At 74.7% G+C, this 21973-nt stretch carries 21 protein-coding genes; 7 read left to right on the plus strand and 14 right to left on the minus strand.

Going from position 1 to position 21973, the window contains the following annotated elements; translation table 11 throughout:
- Window positions 1-18 precede the first annotated feature (18 nt).
- Genes QQS41_RS02940 through sigE form a run of 3 tightly spaced genes read right to left on the minus strand, consistent with a single transcriptional unit; the run spans window position 19 to window position 2624 of the window.
- Window positions 19-1455 (minus strand): S1C family serine protease, encoded by a 1437-nt coding sequence (locus QQS41_RS02940; protein WP_448851193.1) that lies wholly within the window; start codon window positions 1453-1455, stop codon window positions 19-21.
- Window positions 1452-1946, minus strand: coding sequence for a zf-HC2 domain-containing protein (locus QQS41_RS02945; RefSeq protein ID WP_448851194.1), 495 nt, complete (start codon window positions 1944-1946; stop codon window positions 1452-1454). Before QQS41_RS02945 ends, QQS41_RS02940 begins: the two co-directional genes overlap by 4 nt.
- 42 nt (window positions 1947-1988) lie before the next feature.
- Complete coding sequence (gene sigE, locus QQS41_RS02950) at window positions 1989-2624, minus strand: RNA polymerase sigma factor SigE (protein ID WP_448851195.1); 636 nt, start codon at window positions 2622-2624, stop codon at window positions 1989-1991.
- Window positions 2625-2844: 220 nt separating this feature from the next.
- On the opposite strand from sigE, the gene QQS41_RS02955 reads away from it, so the two are divergent.
- Window positions 2845-3498 carry an O-methyltransferase gene (locus QQS41_RS02955; protein WP_448851196.1) on the plus strand — a complete coding sequence of 218 codons (654 nt, stop codon included), beginning with the start codon at window positions 2845-2847 and terminating at the stop codon, window positions 3496-3498.
- A gap of 66 nt (window positions 3499-3564) precedes the next feature.
- Here the strand turns inward: QQS41_RS02955 and QQS41_RS02960 are convergent, their stop codons facing one another.
- On the minus strand, window positions 3565-4164 hold the full coding sequence (locus tag QQS41_RS02960; RefSeq protein WP_448851197.1) for a type 1 glutamine amidotransferase domain-containing protein: 600 nt from the start codon (window positions 4162-4164) through the stop codon (window positions 3565-3567).
- A gap of 328 nt (window positions 4165-4492) precedes the next feature.
- Entirely contained in the window at window positions 4493-5710 is a 1218-nt protein-coding gene (gene glgC / locus QQS41_RS02965; RefSeq protein WP_448851198.1) for a glucose-1-phosphate adenylyltransferase, read from the minus strand.
- Window positions 5711-5852: 142 nt separating this feature from the next.
- Here glgC and glgA point away from each other — a divergent pair, with 142 nt between their 5' ends.
- Window positions 5853-7046 (plus strand): glycogen synthase, encoded by a 1194-nt coding sequence (glgA, locus tag QQS41_RS02970; RefSeq protein WP_448851199.1) that lies wholly within the window; start codon window positions 5853-5855, stop codon window positions 7044-7046.
- Between the two features lie 160 nt (window positions 7047-7206).
- Here the strand turns inward: glgA and QQS41_RS02975 are convergent, their stop codons facing one another.
- On the minus strand, window positions 7207-8340 hold the full coding sequence (locus QQS41_RS02975) for a DNA glycosylase AlkZ-like family protein (protein WP_448851200.1): 1134 nt from the start codon (window positions 8338-8340) through the stop codon (window positions 7207-7209).
- Window positions 8341-8488: 148 nt separating this feature from the next.
- Here QQS41_RS02975 and budA point away from each other — a divergent pair, with 148 nt between their 5' ends.
- Window positions 8489-9220 carry an acetolactate decarboxylase gene (gene budA, locus QQS41_RS02980; protein WP_448851201.1) on the plus strand — a complete coding sequence of 244 codons (732 nt, stop codon included), beginning with the start codon at window positions 8489-8491 and terminating at the stop codon, window positions 9218-9220.
- 70 nt (window positions 9221-9290) lie between these two features.
- Complete coding sequence (locus tag QQS41_RS02985; protein ID WP_448851202.1) at window positions 9291-10754, plus strand: glycoside hydrolase family 32 protein; 1464 nt, start codon at window positions 9291-9293, stop codon at window positions 10752-10754.
- Window positions 10755-10932: 178 nt separating this feature from the next.
- Here the strand turns inward: QQS41_RS02985 and QQS41_RS02990 are convergent, their stop codons facing one another.
- From QQS41_RS02990 to QQS41_RS03025, 8 genes are all read right to left on the minus strand, one after another.
- Complete coding sequence (locus QQS41_RS02990; protein ID WP_448851203.1) at window positions 10933-11811, minus strand: methyltransferase domain-containing protein; 879 nt, start codon at window positions 11809-11811, stop codon at window positions 10933-10935.
- Between the two features lie 275 nt (window positions 11812-12086).
- Complete coding sequence (locus QQS41_RS02995; protein ID WP_448851204.1) at window positions 12087-12254, minus strand: DUF3117 domain-containing protein; 168 nt, start codon at window positions 12252-12254, stop codon at window positions 12087-12089.
- A 12-nt stretch (window positions 12255-12266) separates the two neighbouring features.
- Entirely contained in the window at window positions 12267-12446 is a 180-nt protein-coding gene (locus QQS41_RS03000) for a hypothetical protein (RefSeq protein ID WP_448851205.1), read from the minus strand.
- Window positions 12443-13384: a glucosyl-3-phosphoglycerate synthase gene (locus QQS41_RS03005; RefSeq protein ID WP_448851206.1), complete on the minus strand. Its 942-nt coding sequence runs from the start codon at window positions 13382-13384 to the stop codon at window positions 12443-12445. Before QQS41_RS03005 ends, QQS41_RS03000 begins: the two co-directional genes overlap by 4 nt.
- Window positions 13381-14193, minus strand: a complete 813-nt coding sequence (gene folP, locus QQS41_RS03010) for a dihydropteroate synthase (RefSeq protein WP_448851953.1) — start codon at window positions 14191-14193, stop codon at window positions 13381-13383. The genes QQS41_RS03005 and folP overlap by 4 nt, the downstream gene beginning before the upstream one ends.
- Window positions 14194-14351: 158 nt before the next feature.
- Entirely contained in the window at window positions 14352-15203 is an 852-nt protein-coding gene (locus QQS41_RS03015) for an LOG family protein (RefSeq protein WP_448851207.1), read from the minus strand.
- Between the two features lie 108 nt (window positions 15204-15311).
- Entirely contained in the window at window positions 15312-16439 is a 1128-nt protein-coding gene (gene dapE, locus QQS41_RS03020) for a succinyl-diaminopimelate desuccinylase (RefSeq protein WP_448851208.1), read from the minus strand.
- A gap of 149 nt (window positions 16440-16588) precedes the next feature.
- Entirely contained in the window at window positions 16589-17515 is a 927-nt protein-coding gene (locus QQS41_RS03025; RefSeq protein WP_448851209.1) for a hypothetical protein, read from the minus strand.
- Between the two features lie 202 nt (window positions 17516-17717).
- On the opposite strand from QQS41_RS03025, the gene QQS41_RS03030 reads away from it, so the two are divergent.
- The 3 genes from QQS41_RS03030 (at window position 17718) to dapD (ending at window position 21599) form a co-directional block, all read left to right on the plus strand.
- Entirely contained in the window at window positions 17718-18644 is a 927-nt protein-coding gene (locus tag QQS41_RS03030; RefSeq protein WP_448851210.1) for a DapH/DapD/GlmU-related protein, read from the plus strand.
- Window positions 18645-18984: 340 nt separating this feature from the next.
- Window positions 18985-20337 (plus strand): amino acid permease, encoded by a 1353-nt coding sequence (locus tag QQS41_RS03035; protein WP_448851954.1) that lies wholly within the window; start codon window positions 18985-18987, stop codon window positions 20335-20337.
- A gap of 299 nt (window positions 20338-20636) precedes the next feature.
- Entirely contained in the window at window positions 20637-21599 is a 963-nt protein-coding gene (dapD, locus tag QQS41_RS03040) for a 2,3,4,5-tetrahydropyridine-2,6-dicarboxylate N-succinyltransferase (protein ID WP_448851211.1), read from the plus strand.
- Window positions 21600-21973: the final 374 nt, after the last annotated feature.

The following is a 21973-nucleotide window of genomic DNA, read 5'->3' on the forward strand; positions in this document are numbered from 1 at the left end:
CCGGGCCGCGCCCCGCGCCTACCCCAGCTCCGGGGTGACCGGCAAGGTGAGGCGCTGGCCCTCGCGCAGCAGGTGGACGTCGACCGGGGCGTCGGCGCCGGCGGTCCACACCGCGACCATCAGCTCGTCGGAGGAGCGCACCGGGCGGTCGCCGAGGCCGATGATGACGTCGCCCTCCATCAGCCCCGCCGCATCCGCCGGGCCGCCGGGCACGATGGTCGCCACCCGCGCGCCGATGACGTCGCCGGAGGCCACCGTCGCCGACGTCGCCCCGATGGCGGGGTGCCGGGCGCGGCCCTCGGTGATGAGCTGCTCCGCCACCTGCACCGCCGTGTTCACCGGCACCGCGAAGCCGATGCCCTGCGACCCGCCCGACGTCGAGTAGATGGACGTGTTGATGCCGATGACCGCCCCGCGCGCGTCCACCAGCGGCCCGCCCGAGTTGCCCGGGTTGATGGACGCGTCGGTCTGGATGGCGTCGGCGGCGCCGTCGGTGTCCGTGCCCTCCCCCGACAGCCGCACCGGGCGGTTGACGGCGGAGACGATCCCCGACGTCACCGTGCGGTCCAGGCCCAGCGGCGAGCCCATCGCCAGCACCGGGTCGCCGACGCGCACCGCCGACGAATCCCCCAGCGCCGCGACCGTGAGGCCGCGGACGTCGTCGACCTTCAGCACCGCCAGGTCCGTCATCGTGTCGCGGCCGACGATGCGCGCCGGCACCATCCGCGGCTCCCCCGCGTCGCCGAAGCGCACCCGCACCGGCAGGTTCGGGTCCGCGGCCGCCGCCGAGACGACGTGGTTGTTGGTCAGGATGTGGCCCCGCTCGTCGATGACGAACCCCGAGCCCGTGCCGCCGGCCCCGCCGAACGGGTCGCCGACCTGCACCGACACCACCGCCGGCTGCACGCGATCGGCGATGGCGCCGATGGCCGTCGGGTCCCCCGCGGGCCCGGGGTGCTGCTCCAGCTCGACCTTGCGGCCGTTGGAGAGGTCCCAGCCGCCGAGGCGCCCGCCGACGTAGCCTCCGACGCCCGCCAGCGCCAGCACGGCGGCGGCGCCGAGCGCCAGCATGCGCCACGGCACGACGCGGCCGAGCACCGCCTCCCGGACGTCGACGCGGGGCGCCTCCGGCCGCGGCGGCTCCGGACGCTCCTCCCGCGCCACCGCGGGGTCGCCCGTGCGGGCCCGGGTCGCCGGGTCCGCCCACGGGTCGTAGTCGCGTGACGACGGGTCCCGCGGGTCCCCCGAATCCTCCCGCGCGGGGATCCACTCCGCCGGGTGAGGCTGCAGCCCGGAGCGCGGGTCGCCGGGGCCCGGCCCGAACGCCGCCGCCGTCGCGTCGGACGGGCCGGCGGGCACGCCCGCGATGACGTCGTCGTCCGGCACGGGCCCGCGGTGGCGCGGATCGACGCCGCCGTCGACGCCGGGCGGGCGGCGGAACGCGGCGTCGCTCACGAGCGCCGCCAGGCGCGGCGGGCCTGGCGCCACAGGCCCTCGACCGCCGCGGTCAGGTCCTCCGGCGGGCGGGAGGACAGGTGTCTGGCGTCGGGGCCGTTGACCGGCACCGAGTCCTCGTCGAACGACGCGAGGTAGGCCCGCAGGTGGGCCGGGACGCGCAGCTCGCCGGAGTCGCGGCGCAGGCGGCGGGCCGCCTCGCGCAGGCGGGCGACCTCGCGGCGGCACTCCGGGCACTGCATCAGGTGCGCCTGCGCGCGGCGGACGGCCGACTGGCTCAGCTCGCCGTCGACGAACGCCGCCACGGCCTCGTGGCACAGGTGGTCGGTCGAGGAGAAGCGCTCCGACCACGGGTCGCCGCCGGGGGCGGGGCGGTCGGCGGCGAAGCCGCCATCTCGGGAGGCGTCGCCGTAGCCGTCGGCCGGGCCGTGCGCGCCGCGGATGTGCGGGGCGGCGCCGGGGCGGGGGCCGTCGTCATGCAATCCCACCATGGGCGCCACCTCCTCCGTCGCGTGCGAACCGGGTCCGATGGCCTAGACGATACCGATCTTCTCCGCCTCCGCGGCGGCCCGGACGCGCTCCGCGCGCTCCAGGGAGGCGCGCAGCTGGGTGCGGGCGCGGTGGATGCGGGAGCGCACGGTGCCCATCTTCACGCCGAGGGTCTCCGCGATCTCCTCGTACGTCAGGCCCACCACGTCACGCAGGACGACGGCGGCGCGGTACTCGGGCTTCAGCTCCGCCAGGGCGGCGTCCAGGTCCGGGTCAAGGTTCGCGTCCGCGAACGCCTGCTCCGGCGTCGGCGCCGTGCCCGGCACCCGGTCGTAGTCCTCCGGCAGCGACTCCATGCGGATGGTCTGGCGGTGGCGGACCATGTCCAGGAACAGGTTCGTGGTGATGCGGTGCAGCCAGCCCTGGAACGTGCCCGGGCGGTACGACTTCAGGGAGCGGAAGACGCGCATGAACGTCTCCTGCGTCAGATCCTCCGCGTCGTGGCGGTTGCCGGTCAGGCGGAAGGCCAGGCGGTAGACGCCGTCGGCGTGCTGCTCGACGAGCTCCGCCCAGGAGGGCATCTCGCCCGTTCCCGCGTCGAAGGCCTCGGTGCCCGTGAGGGGGGCTACGTCGGCCTCAGCGCCGTCATCGGCGGCCGCGGTCGTCCTGTCGTCGTCCATGCGGACCATCCTCCATCAACCGGATAGGTTGGCGATCATCGTAGCCTGAAGTCTCACTGAGAAAAACATCCCGCATGGCGGGGGTCCGGACGGCAACCCCTGTGGCGCGATAGCCCCGGAGGGGCGCGTGTGACACACGGGGCGAAACCCCGCGCGATCTCCCCCGATGCGTCCCGGCGGGTCTCCCTCCGCGCGGGGAAGGGCGTCCTACATTGGGGGCGTGACCGACTCCGCTGCATCCTCCCACGACGCCCTCCGCGCGCACGCCGAGGCCACCGCGGCCGTCGGCGACGCCCTGGCCGCCGCCCGCGTCGACGCCGACGAATACGGCATCCCCGCGCCCGACGCCGCCGACGGCGAGCTGCTGGCCATGCTCGCCTCCCTGGCCACCGCCCCCGCCCGCGGGCAGGAGGAGGGCCGCGGCCCCGCCGTCATCGCCATCACCCCGGCCGCCGGCATCGTCGGCCTGCACCTGTTCGCCGGCATGCCGGACGACGGGCACCTGACGTGCATCGACCCCGACACGGAGCACCAGAAGCTCGCCCGCCAGGCCTTCCGCTCCGCCGGCATCGGCACCGGCCGCTACCGCTTCATGCCGGCGCGGCCGCTGCAGGTCATGGGCCGCCTGGCGCCGGGCAACTACGACCTCATCTACGCCGACGTGCCCGCCGACCAGGTCGCCGCCGTGCGCGAGGCGGCGTGGCCGCTGCTCGGCCCCGGCGGAGCGCTCATCATCGCAGGCCTGGACTACCGCGGCGACGACGGCGTGCCCGCCGCCCTCGCCGAGGCCGACGAGGCCTTCCGCGGCCTCGACGACGCGCTGGTCGCCCGCGTGCCGCTGGGCCCGGGCGCCGTGGTGCTGCGCAAGCTCTAGGGGCGTGACGACGGGGCCCGGCCGCGCATGGTGCGCGGGCCGGGCCCCGTCGTCGTGCGCGGGCTCCTACTTGCCGGAGTTCGCCGCGGCCTCGACGACCGCGGAGCAGAACGCCTCCAGGTCGCCCGGGTTGCGGGAGGTGATGAGGTTGCCGTCGACGACGAGCTCCTCGTCCACCCAGTCCGCCCCGGCGTTGATCAGGTCGTTCTTCAGGGCGATGTAGCTGGTCATGCGGCGGCCGCAGGCGATGCCCGCATCGATGAGCACCCACGGGGCGTGGCAGATGGCCGCCACCGGCTTGCCCGTGCCGTGGAAGGCGCGGACGAACTCCACCACGTCGGCGTCGATGCGCGCGGCATCGGAGTTGAGGGTGCCACCCGGCAGCACCAGCGCGTCGAAGTCCTCCGGCTTCGCGTTGGCGGCGACGACGTCGACCTCGAAGACGTCCGACTTCTCCCAGTCGGACTCCATGGCCTGGAAGCGGCCCTCCTCGGCGCCCGGGCCGTAGGAGATGATCGCGACCTCGCCGCCGGCGGCGCGGACCGCCTCGGCCGGGCCGGTCAGCTCGACCTGCTCCACGCCGCGGCCGGCGAGGATGCCGACCCTCCGGCCGCGCAGCGTCCCGTCGCCGGCTCCGGCGGTGGCCTGGATCGTCTCGTCGCTCATGGGGATGTGCTCACACCTTCCGGTTCGATGCTTCCTGTGCCGGACGTCCCCCGGCCGGGGGTTCCCGCGGCCGCTCGTGAACGTCGGTAACCGTTCATGCTAGGACCCCCTCCCCTCCCCCGCAACACGAGCGCGGGTCCGCGCGGGCGCCGGCGCGAAGCCCCCGCGGCGGACCCCGGAGACGGCGGCGCCCCGCCCGGGTCACCCGCGACCGCGCCCCGCCCGGGACCGCGCCCCTCCCGGGCGACCCGGTGCCGGATACGCCGCGGGCCCCGCCGCCGCGCGGGATGCGCGCGGGGCGGGGCCCGTCGTCAGGCGAACGGGGAGGCTAGATGACCTCGCCCTTGCCCACGGCGACGACGCCGCCGGGGCTGACCTTGAAGCGCTCGGCGTCCTTCTCCGTGTCCACGCCGATGACCGCGCCGTCCGGCACGACCACGTTCTTGTCCAGGATGGCGTGGCGCACCACCGCGCCGCGGCCGATGCGGGCGCCCGGGAAGATGACGGAGCCCTCGACCGTCGCGCCGTCCTCCACGATGACGTTCGTCGACAGCACCGAGTTGCGCACCGTGCCGCCGGAGACGATCGTGCCCGCGCCGACCATGGACGCCTGCGCGATGCCGCCCTGGACGAACTTCGCCGGCGGCAGGTTCTCCTCGGAGAACGTGTGGATCGGCCAGCGCTTGTTGTACAGGTTGAACACCGGGTGGACGCTGATGAGGTCCATGTTCGCCTCGTAGAAGGCGTCGATGGTGCCCACGTCGCGCCAGTAGGCGCGGTCGCGGTCGGTCTGGCCCGGCACGTCGTTGTCGTTGAAGTCGTAGACGTAGGCCTGCTCGCGCTCGACGAGCATCGGGATGATGTCGCCGCCCATGTCGTGGTCCGAGTCCTCGTTCTTGGAGTCCTCGATGATGGCGTCGATGAGCGTCTTCGTGGAGAAGATGTAGTTGCCCATGGAGGCGAACGTGACCTCCGGGTCGTCCGGGGTGCCCGGCGGGTCGGCCGGCTTCTCCAGGAAGCGGGTGATCTTGTTGTCCTCGTCCGCGTCGATGCAGCCGAAGGCCGTGGCCTCCTCGCGCGGCACGCGGATGCCGGCGACGGTGACGCCCGCGCCGGAGGCGATGTGCGCGTCCAGCATCTGGTCGGGGTCCATGCGGTAGACGTGGTCGGCGCCGAAGACGATGACGTACTCCGGGGCCTCGTCGTACACCAGGTTCAGGGACTGCAGGATGGCGTCGGCGGAGCCGGTGAACCAGCGCTTTCCCAGGCGCTGCTGGGCGGGCACCGGGGTGACGTACTGGCCGGTGATGCCGGACAGCTGCCACGCCTGGGAGATGTGGCGGTCCAGGGAGTGGGACTTGTACTGGGTCAGCACGCACACCTTGGTGAAGCCGGCGTTGACCAGGTTGGACAGGACGAAGTCGATCAGGCGGTAGGAGCCGCCGAAGGGCACTGCGGGCTTCGCACGGTCCGCGGTGAGCGGGAACAGGCGCTTGCCCTCGCCGCCGGCGAGGACGATGGACAGGACATGCCGTTTGCTCATCATGTCCTCCAACCTACTGTCGTTTCGCCCGCTTCGCCGGGGGAGATCCGCGCCTCCCCCCGCGGGGGAAAACCGTGGGGACGGGGGCTTTCCCCGCCGTTCCCCCGCCCCGGCGCCACCCCCGGAATGCGGATAGGCTTGGGCCATGCACGTTGCGATGATGACCCGAGAGTATCCGCCGGAAATCTACGGGGGCGCCGGAGTGCACGTCACCGAGCTGACCCGCTTCATGCGGGGGCTCGACGGCGTCGACGTCGACGTCCACTGCATGGGCGCCCCGCGCGACGAGGCGGGCACCCACGTCCACGGCGTCGACCCGGAGCTGGCCGACGCGAACCCCGCCATCAAGACGCTGTCGACGGGCCTGCGCATGGCCGCGGCGTCGTCGGACGATCTGGACGTCGTCCATTCCCACACCTGGTACTCGGGCCTCGGCGGCCACCTGACGGGCCTGCTGCACGGCATCCCGCACGTCGCCACGGCCCATTCGCTGGAGCCGCACCGCCCGTGGAAGCGGGAACAGCTCGGCGGCGGCTACGACGTGTCCTCCTGGTCGGAGAAGAACACCATGGAGTACGCCGACGCGGTCATCGCGGTGTCGCAGGGCATGAAGGGCGCCATCCTGGACGCCTACCCGCGCATCCCGGAGGAGCGGGTGCACGTGGTGCTCAACGGCATCGACACGGAGCTGTGGCGTCCCCGCCCGACCTGGGAGGAGTCGGTGGAGGCCAACGGCTGGTCGGTGCTGAAGGACTACGGCGTCGACCCGTCCCGCCCGATCGCGGCGTTCGTCGGCCGCATCACCCGCCAGAAGGGCGTGCCGCACCTGGTGAAGGCCGCTGCGCACTTCGACCCGGAGGTGCAGCTGGTGCTGTGCGCCGGCGCCCCGGACACCCCGGAGATCGCCGCGGAGACGGAGCAGCTGGTCAAGGACCTGCAGGCGGAGCGCGACGGCATCATCTGGGTGCAGGAGATGCTGCCGAAGGAAAAGCTGCAGGAGATCCTCACCGCCGCGGACGTGTTCGTGTGCCCGTCCATCTACGAGCCGCTGGGCATCGTGAACCTGGAGGCGATGGCGTGCGGCACCGCGGTCGTCGCGTCCGACGTCGGCGGCATCCCGGAGGTCGTCGTCGACGGCGAGACCGGCACGCTGGTCCACTACGACGAGAACGACCCGGAGGGCTTCGAGCGCTCCATCGGCGAGGCCGTCAACAAGGTCGTCGCCGACCGCGCGAAGGCGAAGGAGATCGGCGAGCGCGGCAAGCAGCGCGCCATCGACGTCTTCAGCTGGGAGACCATCGCCGAGCAGACCGTGGAGGTCTACCGCTCGCTGCAGTAGCGCAGGTCACCGCGTGCGCGCGCATCGCGTGTTCGCGTGACGACGGCCCCCGCCGCGGCCCCCCCTGACCGGGGCCCGGCGGGGGCTTCGCGCGTCCCGGGGCGGCCGCGCCGCGAGCCACGGAGTCGCGGGCCGCCGGGCCGCCCGGGGCGGGATCGCGTCAGTCGACGAGGAACGGGAACTCCGCGAAGCGGCGGCGCAGCCGTGGCCAGGCGGCCTTCGGCACCACCGCGGACGCCTCCACGTCGAGGCGCCGCCGGCCCGGCGCGCCCGTCCGGGTCCACGACCCGCGCACCACCGCGTCCACCACCACGGTCTTGCGGAAGATGCCGCGGTTGCCGGGCACGACGTGGTCGTGCGTGGCGGCGTCCATGGCGAACAGGCGGTCGCGGTAGCCGAGGACGTACTCGTCGAACGCCGGCAGCAGCAGGCCGCCGCGGGCGGCGCGGTCGAGCTCCGCGGCGCGGTCCTCCAGGTCGGCCGCCTGCCACAGACCGTCGGCACCGGATGCCCGGAGTGCGCCGGACGCGCCCGCCGCGCGGCCCCGCTCCCCCGGCTCCGGGGCCCGCACGACGTCGTCCGGCAGCAGCGCGGCGGCCTCGCGGATCTCCGCCCGCGGCAGCTTCGACCACCAGGCGAAGTCGTCCAGGGTCGCCGGCCCCCGGGTGCGCAGGTACCGCGCGAGGAGGTCGGAGACGGCGGCGGGGCGGTTGCCGTCGTAACGCCCCTCAAGCCCCGGACCGAGGGCGCCGGCGCCGGGCACGAGGTTCTGGTCCACGCCGTTCCAGGGGCCGTAGACCAGGTCGCCGTCGACGAGCATGTCGTGGAGCAGCCAGTACGCGGTGCTTCCCCGGCCCTCGATGCCGTGGTCGCGCAGGACCTCGCGGTACCCGGACCGGCTGACGCCGCCCGGCGCGGCGGCCCGGTCCAGGACGTCGCCGCGGATGCGGGCGGCGCGCTCCGGATGGAAGTCCGGATGCCGCTCCTCCCGGCGGCGCCGTGCGGCGCGGGAGCCGGAGGCGCAGAGCTCCGTCACCCAGCGCAGATCCTCCGCGGCGGCGAGGAAGACCGTCCCCCGCATCGGGTAGCCGCGGACGAGCTCCCCGGAGTCCATCGCGGCGAGGACGTCGGCGACCCGGCCCGTCGAGCGCAGCGCGGCGGAGGCGACGACGCTGCCCAGGTCCTGCCCCTGCATCACGCCGAAGGCGCGCACCGCGTCCGCCGGCGTCGCCCACGGGGCGTCGAGGAGCCCCTGGGCGGCGAGGCGACGACGGCCGAGGCTGCGATCGGGCATGCCCCGACGGTAGCGGGGCGGGGCTCGGGCCCCGTCGGCGGGGCAGCGGCCGCGGCGGGCACCGTCGCTAAGCCCCCCCCCTCGCAACTTCCCGCAACCGGCGCAACGGCGCAGGTCACGCGCGGCGCGCGCCGGTAGCGTGGCTGCCATGGCCGACCTTCCCGGCACCCGACACGTCTTCTTCCAGAACTCCCTGATGACCGCGCTGCTCGACGGCATCTACGACGGCGAGATGACCGTCGGCGAACTGCTGGGCCACGGCAACTTCGGCCTCGGCACGTTCGACGGGCTGGACGGCGTGATGATCATCGTCGACGGCGTGTGCTGGCAGCTGCGCGGCGACGGCTCCGCCACCCGCGCGGACATGTCGCAGCGCAGCCCGTACACGGTGGTGACGAACTTCGTGCCGCACATCGTCCGCGACACCCCGCGGTCCATGACCCGCGCGGAGATCGGCCCCTTCATCGACTCCCTCATCCCCTCGCAGAACTACATGTACGCCCTGCGCATCACGGGCGAGTTCGAGGAGGTGCGGACGAGGACCGTCGTCAAGCAGGCCAGGCCCTACCCGAAGATGGTCGAGGCCACCGGCGCGGACGCCTCCGTCGACTTCCGCGACGTCCGCGGCGTCATCGCCGGCTTCCGCACCCCGGTGTACGAGAAGGGCATCGGCGTGCCCGGCTGCCACGTCCACTTCCTCGACGACGACCGCACCGGCGGCGGCCACGTCCTGGACTTCACGCTGCGCTCCGGCGTCATCGAGATCTGCCCCGGCACCGACCTGCAGCTGCACCTGCCGCTGACGCAGGAGTTCTCCGACGCGGATCTCGCGCCCGAGGACCTCGACGACCAGATCCACGCCACGGAGGTGAAGGAGTAGCGGCGGGCGCGGTCGCCGGACGGGCGAGCGGGGGCAGGGCCGCCCGGCGCCGCTCCGCTATACCGGAGGCATGACCGACGCCCGCGAGCCCCTGCGCCCGACGTTCCACCTCACCCCGCCGACCGGGCGGATGAACGACCCGAACGGGCTGCTGCTCGACGGCGGCGTCTGGCACGCCCGCTTCCAGCACGACCCCGACTGGCCGTCGCCGGACGGGCGCATCGGCTGGGGCCACGCCACTTCCCCCGACCTGGTGCACTGGACGCACCACGGCCCGGCGCTGCGGCCGGACGACGGCTACGACCGCGATGGCTGCTTCTCCGGCTGCGCGGTGCCGGCCGACGCCATCACCGCCGCGGACGCCCCGGCGGCGACGGCCGAGCTGTTCTTCACCGGCAACGTCGGCGACGACGATTCGGGCCGCGGCACCGCCCAGTGCCTCGCGTTCGCGGGACCGGCCGGTGAGCCGGGCGCGGCGGAGCCGTCGGCGGCGAAGGACCCGCGCAACCCGCTCGTCGACGGCCCCGCCCCCGGCTTCACCGCCCACTACCGCGACCCGCAGGTCATCCCGGACCCGTGGGCGGAGCCGGGCGATGCGGACGCGGCGGACGCGGATGGCGCGGCCCCAGACGACCCCGCCGACGCCTCCGGCGGCTGCGGCTGGGCGATGATCCTCGGCGCCCAGACCGGGGAGCTCGGCGGCGCCGTCGTCGTGCACCGCTCCCCCGACCGCCGCACGTGGGGCCCGGCCCGGCGCCTCGTCGTCGACGGCCCCGCGCCCGCGGGCTACATGTGGGAGTGCCCGAACCTCCTGCTCATGGACGACGCGGTCACCGGCGCCCGCCGCGCCGTGCTGCTGCTGTGCCCGCAGGGCATCCGCGCCGAGGACGGCGACGAGCTGCGCAACCGGCACCAGTGCGGCTACCTCGTCGGCACGCTGCGCCGCGACGGCGACGATCCCGTCTTCGCCGTCGAAGAGCCGTTCCGGGAGCTCGACCGCGGCTTCGAGTTCTACGCCCCGCAGGTCTTCGCCGGCACCGGCCGGCACATCCTGCTGGGCTGGATGGGCCTGCCCGACGAGGACGACCACCCCACCTCCGCCACCGAGGGATGGCTCCACTGCCTCACCGCCGCACGCGAACTCGAGCTCGCCGACGGACGGCTCCTCCAGCGGCCCATCCTCCCCGGGGACGATGAGCTTCCCGTGCGTGACGACGGCTCCCGCGCCGGCGTCCTGCGGGCCGGCTTCGACGGGGACGGCGCGCTGCTGCTGGCCGACGGGGCGGGCACCGGGCTGGAGGTGCGCCTGTCCGGCGACCGCGCCGAGGTGCGCCGCACCCAGGCCGGGCGCCCCAACCCGTTCGGCGACGTCCGGGCGGTGGACCTGCGCCCGCGGCCGGGCGGGGCGCCGCACCACCTGGAGCTGGTCGTCGACCGGTCGGCGGTGGAGATCGTCGCCGACGACGGCGCCGAGATGTTCGCCCTGCGGCTCTTCGCCGCCGGCGGGGCGCCCTGGACGCTGACGCGCCGGTAGCGGCGCGGGCCCGGCCTCCCACGCCGGTCCCGCAGGCCGCCCTCCCGGGGCCGTCCCCCACGCACCGCACCGCGGGCGCCGACCCGCGGGCCGGGGACGGCGACGGGCCCCGCCCCGGCGATGGAGCCGGGGCGGGGCCCGTCGTCACGCGCGCGATGCGCGGAAGGAGCCGCGCGACCTACGCGTCGGCGGCGCGGCCGAGGCGCGTGACGTGCGCGCGGCCGGTGATGGTCATCTGCGTCGGCAGCGCGGCGATGCGCTCCGCCAGCACCTCCGGGTGGATGTGGCGCGCGGAGGGGCTCATGCCGATCTGCGCGGCGATGGCGTCCTGGTCCAGCGTCATCGGGAACTCCACCAGCTCCGGCTCGCCGACCGGCACGAGGTGGCCCTCGGCCTGGTGGATCATGCGCTCCACCTTGCCCTTCTCCACGTCGATGATGCCCAGCGGGGCGCGCAGCTCGCCGAGGTGGCCCTGCGCGGCGGTGAGCACGACGACCTGGCCGCCGGGCTTGAGGACGCGGGCGAACTCCTCCGCGTTGCGCGGCGCGAACACCACGGTCAGCGCGTCGACGGAGTTGTCGCGCAGCGGCATCCGCGACCACGCGTCGGCGACGACGGCGCCGACGCGCGGGTGGCACTTCGCCAGGTGCTTCGCCGCGGGCACCGACACGTCGATGCCGACGCCGCGGGAGTTCGCCACCCCGTCGAGGGTGTGGGCGAGGTAGTAGCCCGTGCCGGCGCCGACCTCGCAGATGACCGGCGCGTCGTCGTCCGCCACGCCCGCGTCGTCCAGCACGTCCTGCACGTTGCCGGTCACGGCCTCCACGAACGGGCCGTAGTGGCCGCCGGACAGGAACGCCTCGCGGGCGGCGATCATCTTCGCGTCGTCGCCGGTGTAGCGCAGGCCCGCGCCGCCGGCGAGGGGGACGTAGCCCTGGCGGGCGACATCGTAGCTGTGCCCGGTCTCCGACTTGAGCGTCGCCCAGTCGGGGTCGCCCTGGGACAGGGGGGAGCCGTCGATCGGGTCGGCGAGGACGTCGATGATGTCGGCGAGCACGCGGATTGCCCTCCTCTGGGGATGGTCGGGTGGCGCGGCGGGTCCGCGCGGATCACCCCATCGTACGCGGGGCACCCCCGGATCATTCCCCGGGGTCCGCGCCCGGGGGCACCCGCGGCGGGGTTTCGCGTGACGACGCCCACCGCCCCGGCCCCGCCCCCGGATCCCCGCGGCGCGGCGGGAAGTGGCGCGGGCGGCGGCGCGCCCGGGACGCGCATCGGCCCGGCCGGAGCACGCGGGGTGCGCCGGCCGGGCCGATGCGGGGACGGGTCCTGCTACTCGCCGACGGCGGACAGGGCCTCGCCGAGCTCCTTCGCCTCGTCCGGGGTGAGCTCGACCACCAGGCGGCCGCCGCCGTCGGCGGGAACCCGCATCACGATCTTCTTGCCCTCCTTGACCGCCTCCAGGGGGCCGTCACCGGTACGGGGCTTCATCGCTGCCATGTGTCCTGCTCCTCAATTCGATTCCGGCCCGGCGCAGGCGCCATCGTCCGCGCCATCGGGCCCTCGATGACCATGATAGTCCTTTCCGCTTGATCGGTGCCCGGGCACCAGCGCCGTCAGCGCGAACCACAGGGCGACGGCGAGGGCGGGAACGAGCAGGACGTAGCCCGTGACCACGAGGAACACCATCATCGCGCCGCCTCCCCGGGCTCCTGCGGCACGGCGGGCCCGGCGTCCGCGGCACCGCCGAACAGGGGCGGGCGCACGACGCCGGCGCGCCGCGCCAGCTCGTCGGATGCGGTGATGCCGCAGGCGTCGAGGGCGCCCGCGAGGACCTGGTGGGCCATGGGGCCCAGGTCCGCGAGATCCCGGTTGCGGTGGCGGCGGGCGCCGAGGTCGGCCTCGGCGATGCAGCCGCGGCCCCAGCGGTCGTTCATCTGGATGAGCAGGGAGATCTCCACGCCGTAGTCGACCGGGAAGCGCAGCCGTCCCAGGCTGTCGCAGCGGGCGGCGTACTCCCCGCCCAGCGGCTGGCGGACGTCGGCGAGCTCCGGGCGCAGGGCCGTCAGCAGGGGCCGGGCGGTGAGCTCCGTGACGCGGCCGCCGCCGACGTCGCCGTCGAGGTCCCGGCGGTAGTGGCCCTTGACCAGGCGCACCGGCTCCGCGTCATCCCACGTGCCCAGCAGCGGCGCGACGAGGCGCGGCACCCAGTCGTCGCCGGTGTTGGACACGTCGGCGTCGAGGAAGCACACGATGTCGGCGCCCGCGGCGACGGCGGCGGCGAGGCCGCGGTGCAGGGCCTCGCCCTTGCCGGGGAGCGGGTCGACGCCGTCGACGGCCGGGTGGCCGGCGTCGCGCCAGTTCACGACGCGGGCGCCCGCCTCCTCCGCCCGCCGCGCGGTGGCGTCGGCGGAGTCGGAGTCGACGACCAGCACGTGGTCGACGAGCCCGGTGGCGACGTGCGGCATCGCGGCGGCGACGACGGAGGCGACCGTCGCCTCCTCCTCCAGCGCCGGGATGACGACGGCGACGGAGGGCGCATCGCCTGCACGGCGGGAGTCGGCGCGGCCGGCGGCGTCCTCCCCCGCGCCGCCGGCGGCGCGCGCCGCGGCGTCCGACGGGGCCGTCACTGCAGCCCCCGCACGGTCGCCGCCGGGGCGACGTCGCCGCGGATGGCGCCGATCATGCGCAGCACGTCGACGGTCTCCGGCACCTCGTGGACCCGGAACATGGCGACGCCCCGGGAGGCGCACCACGCCGTCGCCGCCAGCGTCCCCGTCACCCGGCCCTCCAGGTCGCGGCCGACGGTCTCCCCCACGAAGTCCTTGTTGGACAGGGCCATGAGCACCGGGTAGCCGGCGGCGACGAGCTCGTCGACGCGGCGCAGCAGCTCCAGGCCGTGGAACGTGTTCTTACCGAAGTCGTGCGTCGGGTCCAGCAGGATCCGGTCCGCCGGCACGCCGCAGTCCAGGGCGCGCTCCGCCAGGCGTGTCGTCTCCGCCAGGACGTCGGCTACGACGTCGTCGTAGTGCACGCGGAACGGACGGGTGCGGGGCACGGCGCCGCCGGTGTGGGAGCACACGTAGCCGACGCGATGGCGGCCCGCGACCTCCACGAGCTCCGGGTCGGCGCCCGCCCACGTGTCGTTCACCAGGTCCGCGCCGGCGGCGATGGCCGCCTCCGCGACCTCCGCCCGCCACGTGTCCACGCTGACGTGCACGTCCGGGTGGCGCTCCCGGATCGCCGCGATGGTCGGCACCACGCGGTCGATCTCCTCGGCCGGGCCGACCTCGTCGCCCGGGCCGGCCTTCACCCCTCCGACGTCGATGACCGTCGCGCCGGCGGCGATGACCTCGTCGGCCCTGCGCAGGGCCGGGTCAAGCTCGGCGGTCGCGCCGCGGTCGTAGAACGAGTCCGGGGTGCGGTTGACGATGGCCATGACGGCCGGCAGCGCCCCGTCGCGGTAGAAGCACGGGGCGGTCGCCGTTCCGGGGACCTCCGCGCCGGGGGTGGTCGCCGCGCCGCCGGACGCGGGGGCCCCGCCGCCCGCGCCGGGGGCGTCCGGTCCGGGGCCGGGGGCGGATCCCGTCGTCACGCTCACCTCCGGTCCAGCAGGCCGCGGTCGCCGTCGCGATGCGCCTCCGCGAGCGCCGCCCGCGTCGCCTCCTCCTCGGCGGCCCGGCGGTAGTCCTCGTGGTTGTGGAGGATGTGCGTCATCGCCTCGTCCACCGAATCCGTCACGAACAGCAGATCCGGATCCGACGGGGAGATCATCCCCTCGTCGACCAGGCGGGTGCAGATCCAGTCGACCAGCCCGCCCCAGAACTCCGTGCCGATGAGCACGATCGGGAACTTCGTGATCTTGCCCGTCTGCACCATGACCAGCGCCTCGAACAGCTCGTCGAGCGTGCCGAAGCCGCCGGGCAGGCACACGAACGCCTGCGAATACTTGAGGAACATCGTCTTCCGCACGAAGAAGTAGCGGAAGTTCATGCCCAGGTCGATCCACTCGTTGAGGTGCTGCTCGTGCGGCAGCTCGATGCCCAGCCCGACCGACGGGCCCTCGCCCTCCCACGCGCCGCGGTTCGGGGCCTCCATCAGGCCCGGGCCGCCGCCCGTGATCGTCGCGTAGCCCGCCTTCGCGATGGCCCGGCCGAGCTCCACGCCCGTCTCGTAGTACGGGTGGTCCTCCTTGACCCGCGCGGAGCCGAAGACCGTCACCGCCATCGGCAGCTCGGCGAGCGCGCCGAAGCCGTCGACGAACTCGCTCTGGATGCGCAGCACCCGCCACGTGTCCGTGTGCAGCCAGTCCGTGTGCGGCTGGCGGCCCAGCAGGCGGGAGTCCGTCGTCGACCGGTCGGCCGAATCGCCCCTCTCATCGCCGCGGACGATCATCGGGCCGCGCAGCGCGTGGCGGCGTTCGGGGGACGGGGTGCGGTTCGGTGCCATGTCGGGTTCCTCGGTGGTCGTGGCGGATGCCGGTCGGGAATGGCGGGTGGGGCGCGGTGGGCCGGGCGGCGGGGCCGGTAGGGCCCGCGCCGGCGGGCACGGGGCCGGTCAGGAGGTCAGGTAGCGCTTCAGCGTCTCGGACACGTCGCGGATGGAGTGCTCCGGGCAGTGCTCCTCCGGCTTGTGGCACAGCGACGGATCGCCCGGGCCGAAGTTCACCGCCGGGATGCCCATCGCCGACAGGCGGGCGACGTCGGTCCAGCCGTACTTCGGGCGGACGCGGCCGCCGGTGGCCTCCACCAGCTCCGCGACCGCCGGATCGGCCAGGCCCGGGTTGCCGGCGTCGGAGACGTCGTCGTACTCGAACCACAGGCCGGCCTCCGCCAGCGCCTCCTCGCCGACGTCGAGGCCGAGGACGTGCTCCATGTGCGCCTTCGCCTCCTCCGTCGTCCGCGACGGCGCGAAGCGGAAGTTCACGAACGCCCACACCTCGTCCGGCACCGTGTTCGCGGCCTCGCCGCCCTCGATGCGCGTCATCTGCAGGCCCTCGCGGTACTCCAGCCCGTCGACATCGACCTTCTGCGCCTCGTACGCGGCGACGCGGGCGATGACCGGGGACAGCCGGTGGATGGCGTTGTCGCCCAGCCACGCGCGGGCCGAGTGGGCCCGGACGCCGCGGGCGCCGACGCGGATGCGCAGCGTGCCCTGGCAGCCCGCCTCGATCATCCCGCCCGACGGCTCCCCCAGCAGGCCCGCGTCCGCGTCCAGCAGATCGCGGTGCTCCGCGACGAGGTGGGCCAGGCCGCTGTAGCGCGCCGCCACCTCCTCGCACTCGTACATCACCAGCGTCATGTCCCGGGTCAGCGCCGGGTCGTTCGCCAGCGTCGCGAAGGCGTTCAGGTACACCGCGTCGCCCTGCTTCATGTCGACGGAGCCGAGGCCGTGGATGGCGGGCGTGCCGTCGGCGCCCGGCGCGCGGCGCGAGCCCTCGTTGCCCGACGGCGGCACCGTGTCCAGGTGGCCCGCCAGGATGACGCGGCGGCCGAGGCCCCGGTTCGTCCGGGCCACGACGTTGTTGCGGATGCGGTGCACCTCCACGTCCGGGATGGTGCGCAGCGCGGCCTCGACGGCGTCGGCGATGCGCTCCTCCTCATGGCTCACGCTGGGGATGTCCACCAGCGCCGCCGTGAGATCGACGGGGTCGGACGCGAGATCGAGTCGGATGGTGTCGGTCACCCAGCCGACGATAGCCGCGCGCCCGACACGGCGCAGGAACCCCGGGGGCGGGGTGGGGCGCCGCCGCGGGGACGGCGCGGGGACGGCGCGGCAGGCCACGCGGCCATCCCGGAAGCGGCGGTCGGGCGGGCGCGGCGGGGACCCGGCGGTCAGCCCGCCAGCGCCCGGCGCAGCCGCACGTGGACGTCGGCGGCGACGCCGTGCAGCGCGTCGCCGTCGGCGGGCGCGCCGTCGAGCAGGAACGCCGCCAGCTCCCCCGGATCATGCGGCGTCACGGGCCGCACGCGGCCGGCGCCCGGCGCGGAGACGCCGGCGGCGGGGTCGACGGGGGAAGTCCCGTCGTCAAGCACGAACACGGCGAGCGACGCGCCCGCCGGAAGCTCCGGCACCGGCGGCACCTCCGCGGGCCCCGGCGGCAGCAGCAGTGCCGCGCGCGTGCCGTGCACCGCGACGGCGGCGCCGGGGACGTCCACGAGCCACGGCAGGCGGGCGCCGGGGAGAACTTCCGCGCCCGGCAGCGGGCGGCACACCGCCGCGAGCATGCCCGCGGCCGGGCCGGAGCCCTCCGGGGCGAAGGCGGGGGCGCCGGCCTCCCGGCGCGCGGCCGGGTCGTAGAGCGCCGCGGCGCCGCCGAGCTCGTCGCGCTCCCAGTCCGGCAGCGCCGCCAGCCGCTCCCGGCGGGCCCGCTCCCGGCGATCCATGCGGAAGCGCACCGCGCCGCCGGCCACGACGCCCGCGCCGAGCGCCAGCAGCACCCCGCCGGCGAGCGCCGGGCCAGCGCCCTGCCCCAGCAGCGCGATGCCGCCGCACGCCAGCACCACGCCGAGCAGCGCCGACCATGCGCCCAGCACGACGGCCGAGATCATCCCGGCACCTGCGAGCCACAGCGCGACCAGGCCGCCGGCCGCCCAGCGCACCGGCGCCCACGGCGCCAGCAGCACCACCGCCGCCGCGAACGGCAGCGTCCACGTCAGCGCCAGCGTCGCCGCCACCGCAGCGGCCACCGGCCCCGACAGATCGGAGCGGCGCAGCAGGCGGGAGACGGAGCCGCCGGCGCGGCGGCCGTCGTCACGCACGCCCCGGGCCGCCGGCGACGCGGGACGGCGGACGCGACCCGCGCCACGTGCCGCGTCCGCCGCGCCCGGCGCACCTGCCGAGCGATTCCCGCGCCGGTCCTCCCCCGGGCGTCGCGCATCTCGGCTGCGGGGCTCCTCCACGGTTTCCTCCTATGGGTATCCTCAGTGAGAACTGAAGCGTTCCAGCGAATAGACTGAAGGCATGCTCACTCTAGGCGCGGCGGCCACCGGAATCGCCAACATCGCGATGGACGGCACGGTCCTGGACACCTGGTACCCCGACCCGCGCCTGGCCGAGGACGTCCCCGCCTCCGGCAGCCGGCGCCTCGGCGCCCAGGACATCGCCCCGCAGCTGCTGCGCCAGGTCCTCCTCGACGAGGACCGGCGCGTCGAGCAGGTCGCCGTCCACACCACCATCCGCGACCTCTCCGAGCCGACCCACGGCGCCCACGACGCGTACCTGCGGCTGCACCTGCTGTCCCACCGCGTCGTCAAGCCCGGCGACATCAACATGCGCGGTGTCTTCGACACGCTGGCGACGGTCGCGTGGACCAACAAGGGCCCCTGCCTGCCCGACAACTTCGAGGCGCTGCGCACGAACCTGCGCATCCGCGGCCTCATCCACGTCTACGCCATCGACAAGATGCCCCGCATGGTCGACTACGTCGTCCCCGACGGCGTCCGCATCGCCGAGGCCGAGCGCGTCCGCCTCGGCGCCTACCTCGCCCCCGGCACCTCCGTGCTGCGCGAGGGCTTCGTCTCCCTCAACTCCGGCTCCCTCGGGCCGTGCAAGATCGAGGGCCGCCTGTCCTCCAACGTCGTGCTCGGCGGCGGCACCCGCGTCGGCCTGTCCGGCACCGTCATCGCCCGCCACGACGAGAAGGGCTGGCGCATCCCCCTCCACGTCGGCAAGCGCTGCACCATCGGCGTCGCCGCCGGCGTCATCGGCGTCGACCTCGGCGACGAATGCGTCATCGACAAGGGCGTCCTCGTCGCCCCCGACACGCCCGTCGACATCGTCGACGAGGGCCGCCGCGTCAACGCCGGCGAGCTCGCCGGGCGCGACCGCATGCACTTCTTCCACGACCCCGACCACGGCGCCGTGTGCATGGAGACGGTGCACGACTGACGCCGGGGGCGCGGGCCCGCCGCAGGCAGGGGTGCTTTGCGACGGGTCCCGCGCCGCGGCCGCGCCGGACGCCGCCGCGGGGGCTGCGCCGGGTCGCGGCGGGGCTGCCGCGGGCCTCTCGCAGGCTTCTCGCGGGCTTCGCGCGGGCCGGGGGCGCGAACAGGGGGTATGCGGGGTCGTGGATACTATCCACGAGTGCTTCGCAGGCGTTAATGTTCCCGGCATGACCAACCAGGATCCCACCGCCGTCTCCGGCGGCGCGGGCGGCGGCGCGACCGCCGTGGGCCCGCAGACCGACAGCAAGGACCTCGGCGCAGGCCTGAAGGTTCGCCACCTCACCATGATGGGCCTCGGCTCCGCCATCGGCGCCGGGCTGTTCCTCGGCACCGGCGTCGGCATCCAGGCCGCCGGCCCCGGCGTCCTCGTCTCCTACGTCATCGCCGGCGTCATCGTCGTGCTGGTGATGCAGATGCTCGGCGAGATGGCCGCCGCCCGCCCCTCCTCCGGCGCCTTCTCCACCTACGCCGAGATGGCGTTCGGCCCCTGGGCCGGCTTCGTCCTCGGCTGGCTGTACTGGTTCATGCTCATCATGGTCCTCGGCGCGGAGATCACCGGCGCCGGCGCCATCATGGGCGCCTGGTGGGGCATCCCCGGCTGGATCCCCGGCCTCATCTGCGTCGTCTTCTTCGCCGTCGTCAACCTGGCCAAGGTGAAGGGCTTCGGCGAGTTCGAGTTCTGGTTCGCCTTCATCAAGGTCGCCGTCATCATCTCCTTCCTGGTCATCGGCGTCCTGCTCATCTTCGGCCTCCTGCCGGGCACCACCTTCGTCGGCGCCCAGCACATCGCCGAGTCCGGCTTCCTGCCCAACGGGCCCTCCGGCATCGCCGCCGGCCTCCTCGCCGTCGCGTTCGCCTTCGGCGGCATCGAGATCGTCACCATCGCCGCCGCCGAGTCCGAGGACCCGAAGCGCTCCATCGCCGCCGCGGTCCGCTCCGTCATCGTCCGCATCCTGGTCTTCTACCTGGGCTGCGTCCTGGTCATCATCTTCCTGCTGCCCTACGAGCAGATCAGCGGCGCCGACACCGCCGCCCAGTCCCCCTTCACCCAGGTCCTGCAGCAGGCGGGCATCCCGGGCATCGTCGGACTCATGGAGGTCGTCATCGTCCTCGCCCTCCTGTCCGCGTTCAACGCGCAGATCTACGCCACCTCCCGCCTCGTCTACTCCATGTCGAAGCGCGGCGAGGCCCCGCGCCTGTTCACCAGCGTCAACTCCCAGCAGGTGCCCTACCGCGCCGTCGTCATGTCGATGGTCTTCGCCTTCCTGTCCGTCTTCGTCCAGGTCGTCTTCGAGGGCGACGCCGTCCTCGTCTTCCTGCTCAACGCCGTCGGCGGCTGCCTCCTGGTCATCTGGCTGGTCATCGCCCTGTCCCAGATCAAGCTCCGGCCCATGATGGAGCGCGGCGGCGAGCTGTCCGTCCGCGTCTGGGGCTACCCGTGGCTCAGCTGGCTCACCGTCGTCCTCATCGTCGGCCTCGGCCTGCTGATGCTCACCGACGACTCCGCCCGCCAGCAGGTCATCGCCGTCCTCGGCGTCTGCCTCTTCCTCGCCGCCGTCGCCGCCCTCACCGCGCCGCTGCGCCGCCGCGCCCGCGCCGAGGCCGACTACGAGCTCGCCGAGGGCATGCACCACTAGGCGCCCCACCGCGCGCTTCACGACGGGCCCCTCCCCGCGTGTGACGACGCGCAGCGCCCCGCGGGGCCGCACCGGAATCCGTTCCGGGGCGGCCCCGCCGCCGATCCGGGAGCGCGGCCGCTCTCCCGGCCCGCGCGGCAACCCCGCCCGGGCCGAGGCCCGACGGCCGGGGCGGGAGCCGTCGTCACGCACATCCGCGACCGCATCCCCGCACCGCGGGAGGGCCGGCCGCCGGGGCGGGTGCCGTCGTCACGCACCACCCCGCACCCCGCGCGGACCCGTCCCGTACTCTCGTGGCCATGACTTTCTCCGCCCGCGCAACCGGACTCGCGACCCTGACCGCCGACGACGTCGTCCTCGACGTCTGGTACCCCGCCCCCGAGCTCCTCGACGAGGCCCCCGCCGACGCCGGCGTCACCCGCCTCGACGCCTCCGAGCTGCCCGAGCACCTCGCCCCGCTCGCCGTCGAGGACGAGGCCCGCGGCACCCGCCGCGTCGGCGTCTCCATCGCCGTCGCCGACCTCGACGCCGCCCCCGCCGACGCCTACGACGCCTACCTGCGCCTCCACCTGCTCTCCCACCGCCTGGTGAAGCCCCACGGCGTCAACCTCGACGGCGTCTTCGGCCTGCTCTCCAACGTCGTGTGGACCAACCACGGCCCCTGCGCCGTCGACGGCTTCGACATCGTCCGCGCCAAGCTGCAGGCCCGCGGCCCGGTGACCGTCTATTCCATCGACAAGTTCCCCCGCATGGTCGACTACGTCACCCCCACCGGCGTCCGCATCGGCGACGCCGACCGCGTCCGCCTCGGCGCCCACCTCGCCGAGGGCACCACCGTCATGCACGAGGGCTTCGTCAACTTCAACGCCGGCACCCTCGGCCACTCCATGGTCGAGGGCCGCATCTCCGCCGGCGTCGTCGTCGGCCACGGCTCCGACGTCGGCGGCGGCGCGTCCATCATGGGCACCCTCTCCGGCGGCGGCAAGCAGGTCATCTCCATCGGCGAGCGCTGCCTCCTCGGCGCCAACGCCGGCGTCGGCATCTCCCTCGGCGACGACTGCGTCGTCGAGGCCGGCCTCTACGTCACCGCCGGCTCCAAGGTCGTCTTCGCGGCCGACGGCGGCGAGACCGTGGTCAAGGCCGCCGACCTCTCCGGCCAGTCCAACCTGCTCTACCGCCGCAACTCCGTCTCCGGTGCCATCGAGGCCGTCGCCTGGCAGGCCGAGAAGGTCGAGCTCAACGAGGCGCTGCACAAGAACTAGGGATTGCGCCCGGCGGCGCCCCGGCTTCGGCGCCGTCTGATCCGGCGCGTGGCCTTCCGCGCCGCCTGAATCCGCGCCGGTTCCTCCCGGTGCCGCCTGATTCGGCGCTCACGGCCCCGCCCGTCCACCGCGACGGGGCGGGGCCGTCGTCGTGTGCGGGGCAGCCGGGGCACGGGGGCTGCGGCGCGGTGCTGTTCGACGGGTTCCGGGCCCGGAAACGGCGCCGAAGAGTCCCGGATCCGCCCTCGCGTACGGGCCGATGCCCCTGGCTGACCGATGACCGCGCCCGAAGGGCATCCGCCGGTACGGAATCGGCGCCGAAACGTACCTACCGATGCCTTTGGGCCCATGCTTCGGCGGAGCGAAGGGCATCG

The sequence above is a fragment of the Corynebacterium sp. 335C genome (assembly GCF_053525695.1).